This is a genomic window from Mycolicibacter virginiensis (assembly GCF_022374935.2).
In the GTDB taxonomy this organism is placed as follows: domain Bacteria; phylum Actinomycetota; class Actinomycetes; order Mycobacteriales; family Mycobacteriaceae; genus Mycobacterium; species Mycobacterium virginiense.
In genome coordinates, this window is the sequence record NZ_CP092430.2 from 305,482 (window position 1) to 323,582 (window position 18,101).

Annotated in this window: 15 protein-coding genes; 12 read left to right on the forward strand and 3 right to left on the reverse strand. The window is 67.0% G+C overall.

The genetic code is table 11. From position 1 onward, the window contains the following. Nucleotides 1–204: 204 nt before the first annotated feature. From eccA to eccE, 11 genes are read left to right on the forward strand one after another with little or no spacing between them, the layout of a single operon-like run. Nucleotides 205–2,037 (forward strand): type VII secretion AAA-ATPase EccA, encoded by a 1,833-nt coding sequence (eccA, locus tag MJO54_RS01455; RefSeq protein WP_046286893.1) that lies wholly within the window; start codon nt 205–207, stop codon nt 2,035–2,037. Beyond that, on the forward strand, nt 2,034–3,659 hold the full coding sequence (gene eccB / locus MJO54_RS01460) for a type VII secretion protein EccB (protein ID WP_046286892.1): 1,626 nt from the start codon (nt 2,034–2,036) through the stop codon (nt 3,657–3,659). The genes eccA and eccB overlap by 4 nt, the downstream gene beginning before the upstream one ends. After that, nucleotides 3,656–7,618: a type VII secretion protein EccCa gene (eccCa, locus tag MJO54_RS01465; protein ID WP_240175522.1), complete on the forward strand. Its 3,963-nt coding sequence runs from the start codon at nt 3,656–3,658 to the stop codon at nt 7,616–7,618. Before eccB ends, eccCa begins: the two co-directional genes overlap by 4 nt. A gap of 31 nt (nt 7,619–7,649) precedes the next feature. Next, nucleotides 7,650–7,970: a PE family protein gene (locus MJO54_RS01470; protein ID WP_046287082.1), complete on the forward strand. Its 321-nt coding sequence runs from the start codon at nt 7,650–7,652 to the stop codon at nt 7,968–7,970. A 2-nt stretch (nt 7,971–7,972) separates the two neighbouring features. Further along, nucleotides 7,973–9,412 carry a PPE family protein gene (locus MJO54_RS01475; protein ID WP_434085455.1) on the forward strand — a complete coding sequence of 480 codons (1,440 nt, stop codon included), beginning with the start codon at nt 7,973–7,975 and terminating at the stop codon, nt 9,410–9,412. Nucleotides 9,413–9,458: 46 nt separating this feature from the next. Then, nucleotides 9,459–9,752, forward strand: coding sequence for a hypothetical protein (locus MJO54_RS01480; RefSeq protein ID WP_064890669.1), 294 nt, complete (start codon nt 9,459–9,461; stop codon nt 9,750–9,752). A 29-nt stretch (nt 9,753–9,781) separates the two neighbouring features. After that, entirely contained in the window at nt 9,782–10,069 is a 288-nt protein-coding gene (locus MJO54_RS01485; protein WP_046287208.1) for a WXG100 family type VII secretion target, read from the forward strand. Nucleotides 10,070–10,102: 33 nt separating this feature from the next. After that, on the forward strand, nt 10,103–10,978 hold the full coding sequence (locus MJO54_RS01490) for an ESX secretion-associated protein EspG (protein WP_240175524.1): 876 nt from the start codon (nt 10,103–10,105) through the stop codon (nt 10,976–10,978). 48 nt (nt 10,979–11,026) lie between these two features. After that, the gene (gene eccD / locus MJO54_RS01495) at nt 11,027–12,463 is read left to right on the forward strand and encodes a type VII secretion integral membrane protein EccD (RefSeq protein WP_275564483.1); all 1,437 of its coding nucleotides are present in this window, start codon (nt 11,027–11,029) and stop codon (nt 12,461–12,463) included. Then, on the forward strand, nt 12,460–13,899 hold the full coding sequence (gene mycP, locus MJO54_RS01500) for a type VII secretion-associated serine protease mycosin (RefSeq protein ID WP_105295575.1): 1,440 nt from the start codon (nt 12,460–12,462) through the stop codon (nt 13,897–13,899). Before eccD ends, mycP begins: the two co-directional genes overlap by 4 nt. After that, a complete protein-coding gene (gene eccE / locus MJO54_RS01505) occupies nt 13,896–14,867 on the forward strand; it encodes a type VII secretion protein EccE (protein ID WP_046286597.1) in 972 nt (323 codons plus the stop codon). The genes mycP and eccE overlap by 4 nt, the downstream gene beginning before the upstream one ends. A gap of 59 nt (nt 14,868–14,926) precedes the next feature. On the opposite strand, the gene MJO54_RS01510 is transcribed toward eccE, so the two are convergent. Genes MJO54_RS01510 through bluB form a run of 3 tightly spaced genes read right to left on the reverse strand, consistent with a single transcriptional unit; the run spans nt 14,927 to nt 17,724 of the window. Then, nucleotides 14,927–16,120, reverse strand: coding sequence for an alpha/beta hydrolase family protein (locus MJO54_RS01510; RefSeq protein WP_240175525.1), 1,194 nt, complete (start codon nt 16,118–16,120; stop codon nt 14,927–14,929). Nucleotides 16,121–16,177: 57 nt separating this feature from the next. Beyond that, nucleotides 16,178–17,077 carry an amidohydrolase family protein gene (locus MJO54_RS01515; protein ID WP_046286595.1) on the reverse strand — a complete coding sequence of 300 codons (900 nt, stop codon included), beginning with the start codon at nt 17,075–17,077 and terminating at the stop codon, nt 16,178–16,180. Further along, nucleotides 17,074–17,724 (reverse strand): 5,6-dimethylbenzimidazole synthase, encoded by a 651-nt coding sequence (gene bluB / locus MJO54_RS01520; RefSeq protein ID WP_105295572.1) that lies wholly within the window; start codon nt 17,722–17,724, stop codon nt 17,074–17,076. Before bluB ends, MJO54_RS01515 begins: the two co-directional genes overlap by 4 nt. A 37-nt stretch (nt 17,725–17,761) precedes the next feature. On the opposite strand from bluB, the gene MJO54_RS01525 reads away from it, so the two are divergent. Then, complete coding sequence (locus MJO54_RS01525) at nt 17,762–18,100, forward strand: hypothetical protein (RefSeq protein ID WP_064890122.1); 339 nt, start codon at nt 17,762–17,764, stop codon at nt 18,098–18,100. Nucleotide 18,101: the final 1 nt, after the last annotated feature.

Below are 18,101 nucleotides of genomic sequence, written 5' to 3' on the forward strand. Positions count from 1 at the left end.
ATCGAAAATGATTTTCAATAAGGAGTCGGTGATGGGTTGGAACGACGTTGGCGCACCAGCGTCCCGTTTTTGGGCTGCAAAGCCGCCTGCGGGAGTGATGGAAGTCGCCTGCCGATCGTCTCGATCGATCTCGACAGTTAGCTTATGCAATGCTAACTTCAGCCGGGTTGGTGCAGTCAAAAACAGTGAAGGGGCGAGCCACGCATGAACAACGGTGATGCGGCTCTGCTCGCCCCACAACCGCGCGTTGATGAGGAAACCCTCAGCCGGTTCGCCACCTGCTGCCGAGCCCTCGGCATAGAGGTTTACCAGCGCAAACGTCCTGCCGACCTGGCGGCGGCGCGTACCGGCTTCGCGGCGCTGACGCGGGTCGCGCACGAGCAGTGCGACGCCTGGATCGGCCTGGCTGCCGCCGGGGATCAGTCGCCGCGGGTGCTGGCCGCGATCTCGCAGACTGCCGCGGGTGCCGGCGCCCTGCAGCGGCGCCTGGACCTTCAGCAGGGTGCTCTCGGGTTCCACTACGACACCGGGCTGTACTTGAAACTGCGCGCCACCGAAGCCGACGACTTCCACCTCGCCCACGCCGCGCAACTGGCGATGGCCGGCCGGTGTGCCGAGGCGAACGCGGTGGTTGCCGAGATCGCCCAGCGGCGTCCCGACTGGAATGACGTTCGCTGGATGGCGATCGCAGTGAACCACCACGCCGGCCGCTGGTCGGACATGGTCAAGCTGCTGACTCCGATCGTCAACGACCCTGATCGCGACGAGCTGTTCACCCACGCCGCCAAGATCGCCCTGGGTATCGCCCTTGCGCGGCTGGGTATGTACGCCCCAGCGTTGTCGTACCTGGAGGAGCCGGAAGGGCCGATCGCGGTCGCGGCCACCGACGGTGCCCTGGCCAAGGGGCTGATCCTGCGGGCCCAAGACGATGAGGAATCCGCGGCTGAGGTGCTGCAGGACCTCTATGCCGCCAACCCGGAGAACGAGCAGGTTCAGCATGCCTTGTTGGACCACAGTTTCGGGATCGTCACGACCACCGCGGCCCGGATCGAGGCCCGGACCGACCCGTGGGACCCCAGTACTGAGCCGAGCGCCGAGGAATTCGTCGACCCGTCGGCCCACGAGCGCAAGGCCGAACTGCTGGCCGAAGCTGAGCGTGAACTCGGCGAATTCATCGGGCTGTCCGAGGTCAAAAACCAGGTGCAGCGACTCAAGAGCTCGGTGGCCATGGAAGTGGTGCGCAAGCAGCACGGCCTGGCCGTCGGCCAGCGCACCCACCACTTGGTCTTCGCGGGTCCCCCCGGGACCGGTAAGACCACCATCGCCCGTGTGGTGGCCAAGATCTACTGCGGCCTGGGTCTGCTGAAGAAAGAGAACATCAAAGAGGTGCACCGTGCCGACCTGATCGGTCAGCACATCGGTGAGACCGAGGCCAAGACCAACGCCATCATCGACAGTGCCCTTGACGGCGTGCTGTTTCTCGATGAGGCCTACGCCCTGGTGGCTACCGGCGCCAAGAACGACTTCGGTTTGGTGGCCATCGACACGTTGCTGGCGCGGATGGAGAACGACCGTGACCGGCTGGTGGTGATCGTCGCCGGGTACCGGGCCGACCTGGACCGGTTCCTGGACACCAACGAGGGTCTGCGGTCGCGTTTCACCCGCAGCATCGACTTCCCGTCTTACCAGCCGCCGGAGCTGGTCGAGATCGCGCACAAGATGGCCGAGCAGCGCGACAGCCGTTTCGAGCAGTCCGCACTCGAAGAGATGCAGTCGCTGTTCGGTCAGCTGGCCGAGGCGTCGCACCCCGACGCCAACGGCGTCGCGCGGCGCAGCCTGGACATCGCCGGCAACGGCCGGTTCGTGCGAAACCTCGTCGAACGCTCCGAGGAGGAGCGCGAATTCCGGCTTGACCATTCCGAACAGTCCGGCACCGGGCTGTTCACCGATGAGGAGCTCATGACCATTACGACCGAAGATGTTCGTAACTCGGTGGCGCCGTTGCTGCGTGGCCTGGGCCTGGAGCCCAAGGCATGAGCGCGGCTCAGCCCGACCGGTCCGATGACGAGCGGCGCTCGTTCGCCTCACGGACGCCGGTCAACGAGAATCCCGACCGGGTCGAATACCGCCGCGGTTTTGTCACCAAGCATCAGGTCAGCGGCTGGCGATTCGTGATGCGGCGCATCGCCTCCGGCGTAGCCCTGCATGACACGCGGATGCTCGTGGAGCCGCTACGCTCCCAGGCGCGGGCAGTGCTGATGGGTCTGCTGGTGCTGGCCACCGTCGCCGGCGGCTGCTTCGTCTTCACCCTGATCTGGCCCAACAGTGCGGCCAACAACGACCCGGTGCTGGCAGACCGCTCCACCTCCGCGCTGTATGTGCGAGTCGGAGACCAATTGCACCCCGTGCTGAACCTGACCTCGGCGCGGCTGATCGCCGGCCGGCCGGTCAACCCGACCGTGGTGAAAAGCACTGCACTGGATAAGTTCGCCCGAGGCAACCTGATCGGCATCCCGGGAGCCCCGGAACGCATGGTGCAGAGCACCTCCCATGACGCCGATTGGACGGCCTGCGATGCGGTGACCGGCTCGACCGCCGGGGTCACGGTGATCGGCGGCCCGTTGTCCTACAACGGATCCCGTGCCGGTGCACTGGACGCGCAGCAGGCGGTGCTGGTTGACAACGGTGCCGGTGCGTGGTTGCTGTGGGACGGCAAGCGCAGCCGGATCGACCTGGCCGACCATGCCATCACCGGAGCCCTGGGCCTCAGCGAGCGGGGTTCGGCGGTGCCCACCCCGCGCCCGATCGCCACCGGACTGTTCAACGCCATCCCAGAGGCACCCGCGCTGGTTGCGCCGGTAATCCCTGGCGCCGGTGACAAGCCGGCATACGACCTGCGCACGGCTGCGCCGGTGGGCGCGGTTGTGGCGGCCCACTCCCTGGACGGCGACACGCAAGGCACCCTGCGCTATTACGCGGTGCTGGAGGATGGGTTGCAGCCGATTTCTGGGGTGTTGGCGGCGGTGTTGCGTAACAGTGATTCGCAGGGTTTGGATCGGCCGCCGGTGTTGGGTGCTGATGATGTTGCGCGGTTGCCGGTTTCGCGGCAGTTGGATGTGTCGCGTTTTCCGGAGCAGCCGGTCAAGGTGGTTGATGCGGTGTCGGCGCCGGTGACGTGTGCGCATTGGAGTAAGCCTGTTGGTGCGTCGACGAGTTCGTTGACGTTGTTGTCGGGTTCGACGTTGCCGTTGCGTGAGGGTGTGCGCACTTTGGATTTGGTGGGCGCGGGAGTGGGTGGCACCGCGGCACGTGTCGCGCTGGCGCCGGGGTCGGGTTATTTCGCGCAGAGCGTCAATAGTGACCCGGCGGCCAACGCGACTGCGGGCCCGCTGTTTTGGATCTCCGACACCGGTGTGCGGTATGGCATCAACACCGAGACCGGCGCCAATGGTGGTGATGGAGATACCGTTGCCGCACTGGGTTTGAGTGAGCCGGCTGTGCCGATTCCGTGGTCGGTGTTGTCGCAGTTTGCTGTTGGTCCTGCGTTGTCGCGGGCGGATGCGTTGTTGGCGCATGACGGGTTGGCGCCGGATTCGCGTCCGGGGCGTCGTGTTGCTGGTGAGTTGGGTGGCGTTTCTAGTGTTGGAGAGTCGCGATGAGTCGTTTGATTTTTGAGGCCCGTCGTCGGCTTCCGGTGCCGCCTGTTGATCGGGGCACGATCACGATTGAGCCGCCGCCGGAGTTGCCGCGGTTGGTTCCGGCGTCGTTTTTGCAGCGGGCGTTGCCGGTGGTGATTGTGATTTTGATTGTGGGCATGGTGATTGCCATGGTCGCGACGGGGATGCGGTTGGTGTCTCCGGTGATGTTGTTCTTCCCGTTTGCGTTGTTGGTGGCTGCGGCCGGTATTTATCGGGGTGGGGATAAGAAGGCCCGCACGGTTGAGGTGGATGCCGAGCGGGCGGATTATCTGCGGTATTTGTCGGTGGTTCGCGACAATATTCGCGGTTCGGCGGCTAAGCAGCGGGCGGCGGCGCAGTGGTCGCATCCGGATCCGGTGGATTTGGTGGCGGTGCCGGGGTCGCGGCGGCAGTGGGAACGCGATCCGCATGATGAGGATTTTTTGGTGGTGCGCACGGGCCGGCATGCGGTGGGGTTGGCTAGTGCGGTGCGGGTCGCCGATACCGCTGATGAGATTGATTTGGAGCCGGTCTCGCATTCGGCGTTGCGCAGTTTGTTGGATACCCAGCGCACGGTGCGTGATGTGCCGGTGGGTATGGATGTGACGAAGCTGTCGCGGGTCACGGTGCTCGGTGAGGGCGAGCACGCCGCTGATGAGGTGCGGGCGGCGGTGCGGGCGTGGGTGGCCCAAGCGGTGACGTGGCATGACCCGACGGTGTTGGGGGTGGCGTTGGCGTCGCCGGAGCTGGAGACGCCGGCGTGGTCGTGGTTGAAGTGGTTGCCGCACACCGATATCGCCGGCGCTGTTGATGGGGTGGGCCCGGCCCGCTATTTGGCGGCCAGTGGTGAGGAACTGGCGGGCTTGTTGGCCCCGGTGCTCGCGGGCCGCCCGCCGTTTACCGGCGAGCCGGCTGAGTCGGGTCGGCATGTGTTGGTGATCATTGATGACCCTGAGTTTGATGTGGCGGCCTCGGTGTTGGGGGCTGCGCGTGCCGGGGTGACGGTCATCGTGCGGTCGACGGCGGCGCCGAACCGTGAGCAGTATGGCGATCCGGAGCGCCCGATTTTGCGGATCACTGCCGGTGGGGTGGCGATTGATCGGTGGCAGTCGGGCGGCTGGGCGCGTTATGTCGATGCCGCGGATGCGTTGGGGGCCCCGGAGGCGGCGCATGTGGCGCGGCGGTTGTCGCGGTGGGATTCCAATCCGACGCATGCCGGGTTGCGGTCGGCGGGCACCCGGGGTGCCACCTTCACCACGTTGTTGGGTATTGCGGATGCCTCACGCTTGGATGTGCCGGCGTTGTGGGCACCGCGCACCCGCGAGGAAGAACTACGCGTGCCCATTGGGGTGACCGCGACCGGGGAGCCGTTGTTGTTCGATCTCAAGGATGAGGCCGAGGGCGGGATGGGTCCGCACGGGTTGATGATCGGGATGACCGGCTCGGGCAAATCGCAGACGTTGATGGCGATTTTGTTGTCGTTGTTGACCACGCATTCGGCGGATCGGTTGATCGTGATCTACGCCGACTTCAAGGGCGAGGCCGGCGCGGACATTTTCCGGCATTTCCCGCAGGTCGTTGCGGTGATCTCGAACATGGCCGAGAAGAAATCCTTGGCGGATCGGTTCGCCGACACGTTGCGTGGTGAGGTGGCGCGGCGGGAGTTGTTGCTGCGGGAGGCGGGCCGCCGGGTTCAGGGCAGTGCCTTTAACTCGGTAACCGAGTATGAGGCCGCGATCGCTGCCGGCCATGATCTGGCGCCGATCCCGACGTTGTTCATCGTCGCTGACGAGTTCACGTTGATGTTGGCCGATCACCCCGAGTACGCCGAATTGTTTGATTATGTGGCGCGCAAGGGCCGCTCGTTCCGCATCCATATCTTGTTTGCCTCGCAGACGTTGGATGTCGGCAAGATCAAAGACATCGACAAGAACACCTCGTATCGGATCGGGCTGAAAGTCGCTTCGCCGAGTGTGTCTCGCCAGATCATCGGGGTCGAGGACGCCTATCACATCGAGTCGGGCAAAGAACACAAAGGTGAGGGCTTTTTGGTGCCCGCCCCGGGGGCGGCCCCGATCAAATTCCGCTCCACCTATGTCGATGGGATTTATGACCCGCCACGGCAATCGCGGGCGGTGGTGATGCATGCACTGCCCGAACCGAAACTGTTCACCGCCGGCGCGGTCGACGCCGGGCACGAAACCACCCTCGTGGGTGAGATCGACGAGGAGGTGGCGGGTCCACCGCGCAAGCTGATCGCCACCATCGGCGATCAGTTGGCCAACTACGGCCCGCAAGCCCCCGCATTGTGGTTGCCGCCCCTGGACGAGCCGATCCCGCTGGCGACCACCCTGGCTTCCGCGGGGATCGCCGAGCGGGCGTTGCGGTGGCCGCTGGGTCAGATCGACAAACCCTTTGAGATGCGCCGGGATCCGCTGGTCTTCGATGCCCGCTCCGCGTCGGGGAACCTGCTCATCCATGGTGGCCCCAAGTCCGGTAAAACCACCGCATTGCAGACGTTCATTTTGTCGGCGGCGAGTCTGCATTCGCCGCGGGAGGTCACGTTCTACTGCCTCGATTACGGCGGCGGGCAGTTGCGGGCCCTCGACGGTCTAGCCCATGTGGGCAGTGTCGCCTCAGGCCTGGAGCCCGAGAAGATCCGCCGCACCTTCGGCGAACTCGAGCAGTTGTTGACGGCCCGTCAGCAGCGTGAAGCGTTCCGTGATGGCAGCATCGGTTCGCTCAACGACGGCTACGGTGAAGTGTTTTTGGTCATCGACAACCTGTATGCCTTCAGCCGCGACAACACCGATGCGTTCAACACCCGCAATCCGCTGTTGGCCAAGGTCACCGAACTGGTCAACGTCGGCCTGGCCTACGGCATCCATGTTGTGGTGACGACGCCGAGCTGGCTGGAAGTGCCGTTGGCCATGCGCGATGGTCTCGGTTTGCGCCTGGAGCTCAAGCTGCATGATGCCCGCGACAGCAACGTCCGGGTGGCTGGGGCGTTGACCCGTCCGGCCGAAGCGGTGCCGGCCAATCAGCCCGGTCGTGGTCTGACGATGGCCGCCGAGCACTTCCTGATCGCCGCACCCGATTTGGGGCAGATCGAGGCGATCAACGCCCGCCATCCCGGATTGGCCGCACCCCCGGTGCGGTTGTTGCCGACCAACCTGGCACCCGAAGAAGTCGGGGTGCTCTATCCCGCGGTCGATCATGTCGTGGTCGGGGTGCGCGAAGAAGACCTGGCACCGGTGCCAGTGGACTTCACCACCAACCCACTGCTGCTGGTGCTCGGCGACGCCAAGTCCGGTAAAACGACCTTGCTGCGCCACATCATCCGCACCGTGCGGGAGCACTCCACCGCCGATCAGGTGGCGTTCACCGTGCTGGATCGGCGCCTGCACCTCGTGGATGAACCGTTGTTCGCCGACAATGAGTACACCGCGAACGTGGATCGGGTCATCCCAGCCATGCTCGGCCTATCAGCGTTGATCGGATCCCGGCGGCCCCCCGCAGGATTGTCGGCGGCGGACCTGGCCGCCTGGAGCTACGAAGGCCACACCCACTACCTGATCATCGACGATGTCGATGCCATCCCCGACACCCCAGCCCTGACCGGCCCCTATGCCGGGCAACGGCCGTGGACCACCCTCATCGAATTGCTCTCACAAGCAGGCGATCTGGGGTTGCGGGTCATCGTCACCGCACGCGCTACCGGCTCAGCACACGCGTTGATGACCAACCCGCTACTGCGGCGCCTCAACGACCTGCAAGCCACCACCCTCATGCTCTCCGGCAACCCCGCCGACAGCGGCAAAATCCGCGGCCAACGCTTCGCACGCCTACCCGCAGGACGCGCAATCCTACTGGCCGACAACGACGAACCCACCTACCTACAACTAGTCAACCCGCAATTCAGCGAGAGCCTGACGCGCTGACGCGTATCGAATTACGGAAGGGGAAATTGTCATGACGCTCAATGTGGTTCCGGAAGGTCTCGCCGCCGCCAGTGCAGCGGTCGAGGCATTGACCGCCCGTCTGGCGGCAGCGCAGGCCAGCGCCGCCCCGTTGATCACCGCGGTGGTTCCGCCGGCGGCCGACCCGGTGTCACTGCAGACCGCTGCCGGTTTCAGTGCGCAGGGCAGCGAGCACGCCGCGGTGGCCGCTCAGGGCGCCACCGAGTTGGGCCGCGCCGGTGTCGGTGTCGGTGAGTCGGGTGTCAATTACGCCGCCGGTGACGCGGCGGGTGCGTCCACCTATTTCGGCGGCCTTCGGGGCGGCATCGGCTGATGATTTCCGCCCCGGTCTGGATCGCCTCCCCTCCGGAGGTGCATTCGGCATTGCTGAGCAGCGGCCCTGGACCGGGTCCGTTGCTGTCGGCTGCCGGGGCGTGGAATTCACTGAGCGTCGAGTACGCCTCAGTGGCAGACGAACTCACCGCAGTGCTGGGTGCAGTGCAGGCCGGCGCATGGCAGGGACCCAGCGCCGAGCAGTACGTGGCCGCGCACGCACCGTATCTGGCGTGGCTGGGCCAGGCTAGCGCGGATAGTGCCGGCGTAGCCGCGCAGCATGAGGTGGCCGCCACGGCGTACACCAGCGCACTGGCGTCGATGCCGACACTGGCCGAACTGGCCACCAATCACATGACGCACGGCGTGCTGGTCGCCACCAACTTCTTTGGGATCAACACGATCCCGATCGCGCTCAACGAAGCCGACTATGTCCGAATGTGGATCCAGGCGGCCACCACTATGAGCACCTATCACGCGGTGTCGGGTGCGGCTTTGGCGTCGGCGCCGCGTGCGGTGGAAGCTCCGCCGGTGGTCAAGTCCGATTCGGCGTTGCCCGCCGATGACACCTCCTCGAGCTCCGGGGATTTCTGGACGGATCTGTGGAACCAGCTGGTCCGGCTCTTCGAGGATCCGATCGGAACCATCAGGGCCATGCTCGCCAACCCGTCGGCCTGGTTCCCGCTGCTGTTCTTCATCGCCTACGAGGCGTTCTTCATCCCCTTTGGCTATACGTTCTGGTCGGTACTGCTCAGTTCGCCGTTCCTGTTGATGGGGATCGCAATCGGTGTGGTGAACGCGCTGTTGACGGACGATCTGCCGGAGGCAGTGCCTTCCGCCGCAACGCCGGCACCGGTCATGGTGCGCGGTGAACAGGCCCTCCCGCTGCCCGCGGCGGTGGGGCTCGGATCGGGCACGGTTCCGGCTGCGGGTGCCGCGGGAGTCGCAGGTACGCCGGCGTCCGGCGCGCCCCCAGGTGCGGTCCCCGGAACCCCGCTGCTTGCCTATTTGGTTACAGGAGCACACCCCGGGAACAGCTTCGGTCCGACCCTGACCGATCGGGAGCGCGGGAAGGCTCCCGCGGAGGGTATCCCCGCGGCCGCGGTGGGAGTGCGGGCGGCGACCCGCGAAAGCGCCCGGGCGCGGCGCCGCAAACGTGCGGTGATGCGTGACCATGCCGACGAGTTCATGGATCTGGATTCGGGCCCGGTCAGCGGCCCGGCCGATACACCGGCAGCGGGTTCTGCGGCGGGCTCGGACCGCGGAGCCGGAGGCCTGGGATTCACCGGGGCCGTGGGTAAGCGCGGCACAGCAACGGCGTCGGGCCTGGCCACGATGGCGGGCGACGGGTTCGGTCGCGGCCCAAGTATGCCGATGTTGCCTGAGACCTGGGGTGAACCCGAAGGCGTTGACCCGGAGTGGGGAGCGGAGTCGACGGGATGACGGTCGAAAAATCAGAAGTAGTAGCAGTCAGGAAAGGAGTGCAGCGATGAGTATGTTGGATGCGCATATTCCGCAGTTGGTGGCGTCGGAGTCGGCGTTTGGTGCCAAGGCGGCGTTGATGCGGTCGACGATGGCGCAGGCGGAGCAGGCGGCGATGTCGGCGCAGGCGTTTCATGTGGGTGAGGCGGCTGCGGCGTTTCAGGGGTCGCATGCGCGGTTTGTGGCGATGGCGGCGCGGGTGAATGCGTTGCTGGATATGGCGCAGGTGAATCTGGCGGATGCCGGTTCGACGTATGTGGCGGCTGATGCGGCTGCGGCTTCTGGTTACACCGGGGTTTAGCTGGCGGGCCAGGGAAAAGGAGCAGACTGATGTCGCAGATTATGTACAACTACCCGGCGATGTTGGCCCATGCGGCTGAGATGAATGGGTATGCGGGGACGTTGCAGGCGGTGGGTGCCGACATTGCCAGTGAGCAGGCGGCGTTGTCGGCGGCGTGGCAGGGCGATACGGGTATGACGTATCAGGCGTGGCAGGCGCAGTGGAATCAGGCGATGGAGGAGTTGGTGCTTGCTTATCGTGCGATGGCCTCCACGCATGAGACCAACACCTTGATGATGAACGCGCGCGACACCGCCGAAGCCGCCAAGTGGGGCTGACCCTGATGATCCGCTCGATGAGGGAAGGCAGTGATGGGTACTGAGCCCAACGCCGCCGAACTGACCGTCGAGCAAGCCTGGTACATCGCGGAAACCGTTGGTGCCGGGTCTTTTCCGTGGGTTTTGGCGATCACCATGCCCTACACGGACGCCGGGGAGCGAGGCGCGTTCATGGCGCGCCAGCGTGACGAGCTCACCCGGATGGGAGTTGTCTCGCCGGAGGGCGCGGTCAATCCGGCCGTGGCCGAATGGATTCGGGTGGTGTGCTTCCCGGACCGGTGGCTGGACCTGCGTTATGTGGGTTCGGCCGCCGGTGGGGCCCCCGAGATGTTGCGCGGCATCGTCGCGCGCCGTGACCAGAACGCCGGCAAGCCCGCCCGGACGGTTGTGGCACTGCGCAATGCGCAACTGGTCACGTTCACCGTGATGGACATCGACGACCCGCGCCTGCTGGTCCCGGTGCTCGGCGCAGGTCTGCGGCAGCGCCCGCCGGCCAGGTTCGACGAGTTCACCCTGCCGGCCCGGGTCGGTGCCCGCGCTGACGAGCGACTGCGCGCCGGCGCTCCGCTCGCCGAAGTGCTTGACTACCTGGGCATTCCCGCCTCGGCGCGGCCGATCGTGGAATCGGTGTTCACCGGATCACGTCACTATGTCGAGGTCGTCGCGGGATGTGCGCGAGACGGTCGGCATACCACCACAGAAGTCGGTATGAGCCTGGTCGACGCCGATGCGGGCCGCATCCTGGTCACCCCGTCGCAGGCCTTCGACGGCGAGTGGGTCTCGACCTTCCGCCCTGGAACCGACTTTGCGACTGCTGTCGCGATTGAACAGCTGACCGCCACCCTGCCCGAGGGCACGTGGTTCCCCGGTCAGCGACTATCCAGAGATTTCACCACCCAGCTGTCCTGAAGGCAGCGAGAAGAACGTCCTAGCAGAGAAGAAGAATAGGGAACACCAATGACCGAAGCCCCGGTGCTGACCAGCGCCGTCATGCCGATTGTCCGCATCGCGGTCCTGGCCGACAGTCGGCTGACCGAGATCGCCGTACCGGCGGAGCTGCCGCTGCGCGAAATCCTGCCGGCGGTGCAACGCCTGGTGGCCCCGGACGCCGGTGACTCCCTTGATTCGGCCGAGCCTGCCGGTGCGACGCGGCTGAGCCTGGCGCCGGTCGGGGGCGCACCGTTCAGCCTGGACGCCAGCCTGGACACCGTCGGGGTGGTGGACGGCGACCTGCTGGCCCTGCGCCCGGTGCCGGTCGGCCCGGCTGCCCCCGGCATTGTCGAGGACATCGCCGACGCTGCTGTCATCTTCTCGGCTTCGCGGCGTAAGCCCTGGGGCGCCAAGCACATTCAACGCGCGGCGTTGGCCGCTGGGACGGGGCTGATCTTCGCCGCCACCGGACTCGCGGCTGCGCACCACGCGGTCACCGGGGAGCCCGCCGGCCTGTTCGCGGCCGGGGCCATCGCCCTGCTCACGGTGCTCGCTGCGCTGCTGTGCCGTACGCGTTCCGCTGACGCCGCACTGACCCTGTCGATCGCGGCACTGGTACCGCTCGCCGCCGTGGGCACCCTGGCGGTGCCCGGGGGGTTCAGTCCGGCGCACGTGGTGCTGGGCGCCGCGGCGGTCAGCGCGTGGTCGCTGATCTGCCTGATCTTGCCGCCGGGCGGTCGTGGTGAGCGCGGGATCGCGTTCTTCACCGCCGCGGTGGTCGTGGGTGTCGGGGTGCTGGCGGCCGCTGCCGTCAAGACCTTCTGGGAGTTGCCGTTCGTAACCCTGGGTTCTGGCCTGATCACCGCGTCCCTGCTGCTGACCGTTGCCGCGCCGCAGGTTTCGGCATTGTGGGCGCGGCTGCCGTTGCCGGTGATCCCGGCGCCGGGCGACCCGACACCGTCCGCGCTGCCGGAGAGCGTGCTTGCCGACCTGCCCCGCCGGGTCCGCGTCACTGACGCCCACCAGACCGGCTTCATCGCCGGCTCGGTGCTGCTCGCGGTGCTCGGTTCGGTTGCCATCGCCTTTGCTCCCGAGGGGCTTTCAGGCTGGGCCTGGTACGTGGTCGCGGGCATCGCGGTGGCTTCGGTGCTGCGGGCCCGGGTGTGGGACTCGGCATGGTGCAAGGCCTGGCTGCTGGCCGAGCCGCACTTGACCGCGATCGCCCTGCTGGTCGGTTACGCGGCCACCGGCCGGTACACGGCCGCCTTCGGTGCGGTGCTGGTGCTGGCTGCCTTGGTGGCGGTGTGGGCAGTCGTCTCGTTGAGCCCGTCCGTGGCCTCGCCGGAGAGCTACTCGCTGCCGGTGCGCCGCCTGGTCGGCTTCCTGGCTTCCGGCGTCGACGCCACCCTGATCCCGGTCATGGCCTACCTGGTCGGAATCTTCGCCTGGGTTCTGTCTCGATGATCGTTGCCGAAAAGCCCGGTCGGAGTCGGGCGGCGGGCGGTGCCTTCCAGGGGGCCGGGATCGCAGTGCTGGCAGCATTGCTGACCAGCGCGCCGGCCCTGGCGATCACCCCGCCGACGGTGGATCCGACAGTGCCGCCGCCCAGCGGAGCGCCCGGCCCCGTCGCGGCGATGGAACAGCGCGGCGACTGCGCCAGTTCGGGTTTGCTCCCCGGCAGCAACCTCAGCGCCGCGACGGCTGGACAGCGGATGCTCGACCTGCCCACCGCGTGGCAGTTCTCCCGTGGCGAAGGCCAGACGGTGGCCGTCATCGACACCGGTGTGCGGCCGGGTCCGCGCCTTGGAGCGGTGGAACCGGGCGGGGACTACATCGGGACCACCGACGGGCTGACCGACTGTGACGGGCACGGAACCCTGGTCGCCGGGATCATCGCGGGCCTGCCCGCGTCAGATGGGTCGGACGGCTTCACCGGCGTGGCTCCGGCGGCCCGGCTGCTGTCACTGCGGACCGCCTCGGCGACGATCTCGCCGCGGCTGGGCGGCGACGACCCGCGGGCGACTCGGGTGATCACCGACATCACCGCGCTGTCGCGAGCCATCGTGCACGCCGCCGACCTCGGTGCACGGGTCATCACCATCTCCACCACCACCTGCCTGCCGGCCGACCGCAACGTCGACCAGACGGCTTTGGGTGCGGCGCTGCGCTATGCGGCGGTGGAAAAGGACGCGCTGATCGTGGCGGCCGCCGGAGACGCCGGCCAGACCGGATCGGTCGGCGGTGGCGGGGAGGCGTGCGAATCCAATCCGCTCACCGACCTGAGCCGCCCGCAGGACCCGCGCAACTGGGCCGGGGTGACGTCGGTGTCGGTGCCGTCGTGGTGGCACCCCTACGTGCTGTCGGTGGCCTCGCTGTCGTCGAGCGGCCGGCCGTCCGGATTCACCATGGCCGGACCGTGGGTCGGCGTGGCCGCCCCCGGCGAGGACATCGTCTCGGTGAGCAACCGCGAAGACGGCGGCCTGGCCAACGCGCTGCCCGGCAACCAAGGTCGACTGGTACCGCTCAGTGGCACCGGCTACGCCGCCGGCTATGTGGCCGGCGTGGCCGCGCTGGTCCGCAGTCGTTACCCCGATCTGAGCGCGATGCAGACCGCGCACCGGATCGTCTCCACCGCCCACAACTCCGCACGCGCGCCGTCGGATGTGGTGGGCGCCGGAACCATTGACCCGGTGGCCGCCCTGACCTGGGAACTGCCCCCGGCTGCGGACCCGGCTGCCTCACCCGCGAAGAAGATCACTCCACCCCCGGCACCGCAACCCGAGGACCCGGCGCCGCGGATCGTGGCCTTCGCCGGAACCGCGCTACTGGCCGGGTTGGTCGTCGCCGTCGCCACTGGCGCCGCGGCGGCCGCTCGCCGACGAAAGGAAAACCAGCTGTGAGCACGCACCGAACCACCATTCCCCGGCCCGGGCCGGCCCGGATCGCCTTGGTGCTGTTGGCCGTCGTGCCCGCGGTGATGGCGAGCCCCTGGGAGACCACCACGCAGCGCTGGGCGCTCGCCGTGGGCATCATCGTGACGATCCTGCTACTCGGCTGGTGGCGTGGCCTGCACTTCACCACGATCGCTCGCCGCCGGTTGTCGATGCTGCGTTCGCGCGGCGGCGCGCACACCGACCGTCGGGACGCTGCCGGCGCACGCGCGACCGCGGCGCTGCGGATCACGGCCTCGGCAGCCGGGAACGCTGTACCGCTGTCGCTGATCGCGAGCTACTTGAACCGGTACGGCCTGCGGGCCGATGCGGTGCGCATCACCAGCCGCGCCGGTGCCGGGGCCACCGACACCTGGATCGGCGTGACGTACGCGGCCGCGCCGAACCTGGCCGCGTTGCAGGCCCGCTCGGCGTCCATCCCGCTGCAGCGGACCGTGGACATCGCTGTGCGGCGCCTCGCCGACCATCTTCGTGAAATCGGTTGGGACACCGCGATTGTCGCCGACGACGAGATTCCGTCGCTGATCGACGCGGGTGCCCGGGAAGCATGGCGGTCGGTCGTCGACGGCACAGGAGACCACGTCGCCGCCTACCAGGTGGGGATCGACGCGGCGCTGTCCGACACGATCAGCCGAATCCAGGCTGTCAATGCCAACGAGACCTGGACGGTGTTGGAGGTCGCCGAAGCGGACGGCCAGCAGACCGTAGCCGCGGCCTGTGCGCTGCGTACCGGCTCGGCGCCCGACGGGGGCGCCCCGCTGGCCGGGCTGCTGCCGCAGCAGGGCAATCACCGCAATGCGTTGCTGGGCTTGCACCCGCTGTCCGGCGTCCGCTTGGACGGGCACACCCCGGTGTCTGGTGACGAGCTCGCCAGCCTGCGGTGGCCTGTCACGGTGGTAACAGCGGCCGCGCGCTAGCGGGGATCGCAAGCGCGGCGGGCCGCCGCCGTAGGGCTAGGGCCAGCCGGCATCAGCGGCTAGAACATGTACGGCCGTAGGAACGCAGTCATCCGGCGCAGGTAGGTCGGTTGGCTGACGTGTAGCACATGGTTTCCCGGAAACCAGTGCAGTGCGCACTGATCCCAGTGGTGCCAGAGCATTTCGGACTGCTCCGGCGGTGCCAGTCGATCGCCTAGGCCAGTGATGATCAGTCGCCGTTCCTTGGCCATCAGCGGCGGGTAGTTCAACGGCGAGTGGTAGGCCGTCGCTGCGACGAAATCGTCGCCGGCGACCTGCCCCAGCCGTTGCCCGCCCTGGAGTATCAGGTTGGCCGGAAACCAGTCGCGGATCTCCGATTCGACGGAAACCACCGGAACATTCGGGATCACCGCCTGCAGTCTGGCCTCGACAGCCGCCAGCAGGGCACTGGTGTAACCGCCCAGCGACAGACCGGTCAACGCGAAGCGGTCAACGCCGGTGGACTCCAGATAGTCGATCATCGATCGGAAGTCGTGGACCGCCTGGGCCATCGCCTCGGCGAAGCCGGACATGCCGTGCGAAAAGTAGCCGTATCCGCTGAAGGGCGAGTACTTTTCGGCGCGCCGCCCATGGAAGGGCAACGTGAACAAGGCCACGTCGTACCCGGTCCGGAAGAACCAGGGCAGCGAGAAGAACAGCCCGTTGAACAAGTAGGGCGACCCCATGAAACCGTGGATGACGCACAGTGTCGGTCTAGGGCCGTCGTCGTGACGCCAATGCTGAAACCGTGCGGTGGTGTTGTTCCCCAGGGCATTCCACGAATCGCGCATCGCCGGATTGACCGCTTCGAAACCGCTGTGGAACGAGACGTTCTCGACCGTGCCGCGGGCGATCCGCTCCGCGATCGGATTTGCCGGCCGAATTGATACCCGCGGCAGCTCCGCGGGAGCGGGAAAGGATCGGATCGGGTCGTGGTGGGACGCCAGTTCGGCGTAGAACGCCAGCCGTTCGCGCTCCTGCCGTGACTGCTTGCGGCCCACCGCGGTGGTGAGCACCGACGGGATCATCGCCGCGGCAACCATGGAAGCGACCGCGGTGCGCAAGCCGATATCGGCGAAAGCTGACGCATCCACGATCACCTTCTCCCGCAACGACAACTCGCTTCGATGCGGCAGGCCGTGTTCGCCGGCATCGGCACCGGGGACATCGGGAATCGGGATGGGCGGATCGAGCGGGGTGACGTCAGTGCTCACGGTCGCCGGCCTTTCGCGGGTGTTGGTCGCCCCGGCCCTGCGGGCCCCGGTGCGACGTCAACCGGATGGTAACTCGGTTGCGAACAGGCGCGCGGCATTGTCGTGCAGAACCCCACGTAGCCAGACGTCGTCGATGCCGGGAAGCGCGGTGATCGCGTCCAGTGCCTCACGGTAGCCGTATGGGATGTTCGGAAAGTCGCTGCCGAACAGGATCCGTTCCCCCGCGGAGCGTAAACGCGGATCCTCTCCGGTTGGGAACGGCATCAACTCGTCGACGAACGCGGTGAAAGCCATCGTGGTGTCCAGGTGCACGCTGGGTGATTCCAGGCAGATGTCGAGGAATTCGTCGTACTCGGGCATGCCCATGTGCGCGATGATCAAAGCCAGCCGCGGGTGGCGGCGCAGCAGCTGTCGAACCGGTGCGGGCCCGGTGAAGCGGCCGGGTTGTGGGCCGGAGCCGCAGTGGATGACGACCGGGACGCCGCAGTCCTCGATCACTCCCCAGACGTCGTCGAGCAGCGGGTCGGTCGGGTCATAGTCACCGACCTGGATGTGTGCCTTGAATATTCGGGTTCCAGCATCGATGGCGGCCTTAACGTAGTCGGCCGCGCCGGGTTCGGGATAGAACGTCGCCGTGGGCAGGCAATCCGGTGTGTCGCGAGCGAATTGGGCTGCCCATTGGTTGAGCCACGCCGCCATGTCCGGCTTGTGCGGATACACCAGGGAGGTGAACCGGCGCACCCCGAATGCGCGCAGCGTAGCGACTCGATTGGACTCGTCCATGCGGTAGTTGATGGGCCACGGCCGGCCGACCATCGGGCCGGCCGAATCGAAGTAATTCCACACCTTGTCCATCACCGACTTGGGCATGAAATGGGTATGGACGTCGATGATTCCCGGCAGTCCCAGCTCCGACCAGACCTTGCGGACTGCGGCAGCTTCGTCCTGCTCAGTCATGGTTTCTCCCAACTGTTTTCGGAGACGAATTCGCTCAGGGGCTGGCGGTAGGCCCACTCGTCGATCTCTAGTGCCGGCCGGTCGGGGAACTCCGGGACAGGGCCCAGGCACAGGATCGCTACGGGCTCCGCATCTGTGGGCATGCCCAGCAGCTCCGCCAGCGGAGCGGGTTCGAACAGCGACACCCAGCCCATGCCCAGCCCCTCGGCGCGGGCTGCTAGCCATAGGTTCTGAATCGCGCACGACACCGACGCCAGATCCATCTGCGGCAAGGTACGGCGACCGAAGATATGTGCCTGCCTGCCGTCTCGCAACGCCACCACCCAAAGTTCGGCGCACTCGCGGATGCCTTCCACCTTCAACGCCAGGAATTCCTGCTCGCGACGGCCCAGTGCCTCAGCGGTGCGATGGCGCTCCTCGTCGACCAAGGCATGGATCCGCTGCCGAAGGGCATCGTCGGTGATTCGGACGAACCGCCACGGCTGCATGAGGCCCACACTCGGTGCAGCATGGGCCGCCGCCAACAGGCGCGCCAGGACATCGGTGTCGACCGTGCTGCCGGGCACGAATCGGCGCATGTCGCGCCGCTCGGCGATCACCCGGTACACGGCCTGACGCTCCTGCGCGGTGAACGATGGATCAGCCACGGGATCATGGTAGGAGCCACACGAAGGGACGCTCGTCATGAAACGTTCGCAATTGCTCGACCACTTCTCCGCCGGCGCCGCCGCAGACCTCGTCTACGGCGAACCCCACCAGACCGCGGACGGAGCGACGGTCATCACCGCCGCCCGGGTGACCGCGTCGGGCCCGGACGGTTCGAAGGTGAACGCGACACCCCTCGGGGTGATGGTGATCCGCGGCGACCAGGCCAAGTGGGTGGCCGCGGTCGACGCGAATCGGATCGCATTGGTCGGGGTGCTCACCGGGTTGCTGTCCGCCGTCATCGCCTCCCTGGCGGTACTGCGCCGCCCGCCCTGGCCGGACCTGCGCGGGGGCGGAACTTCCCGCGGCGGGAACTAGC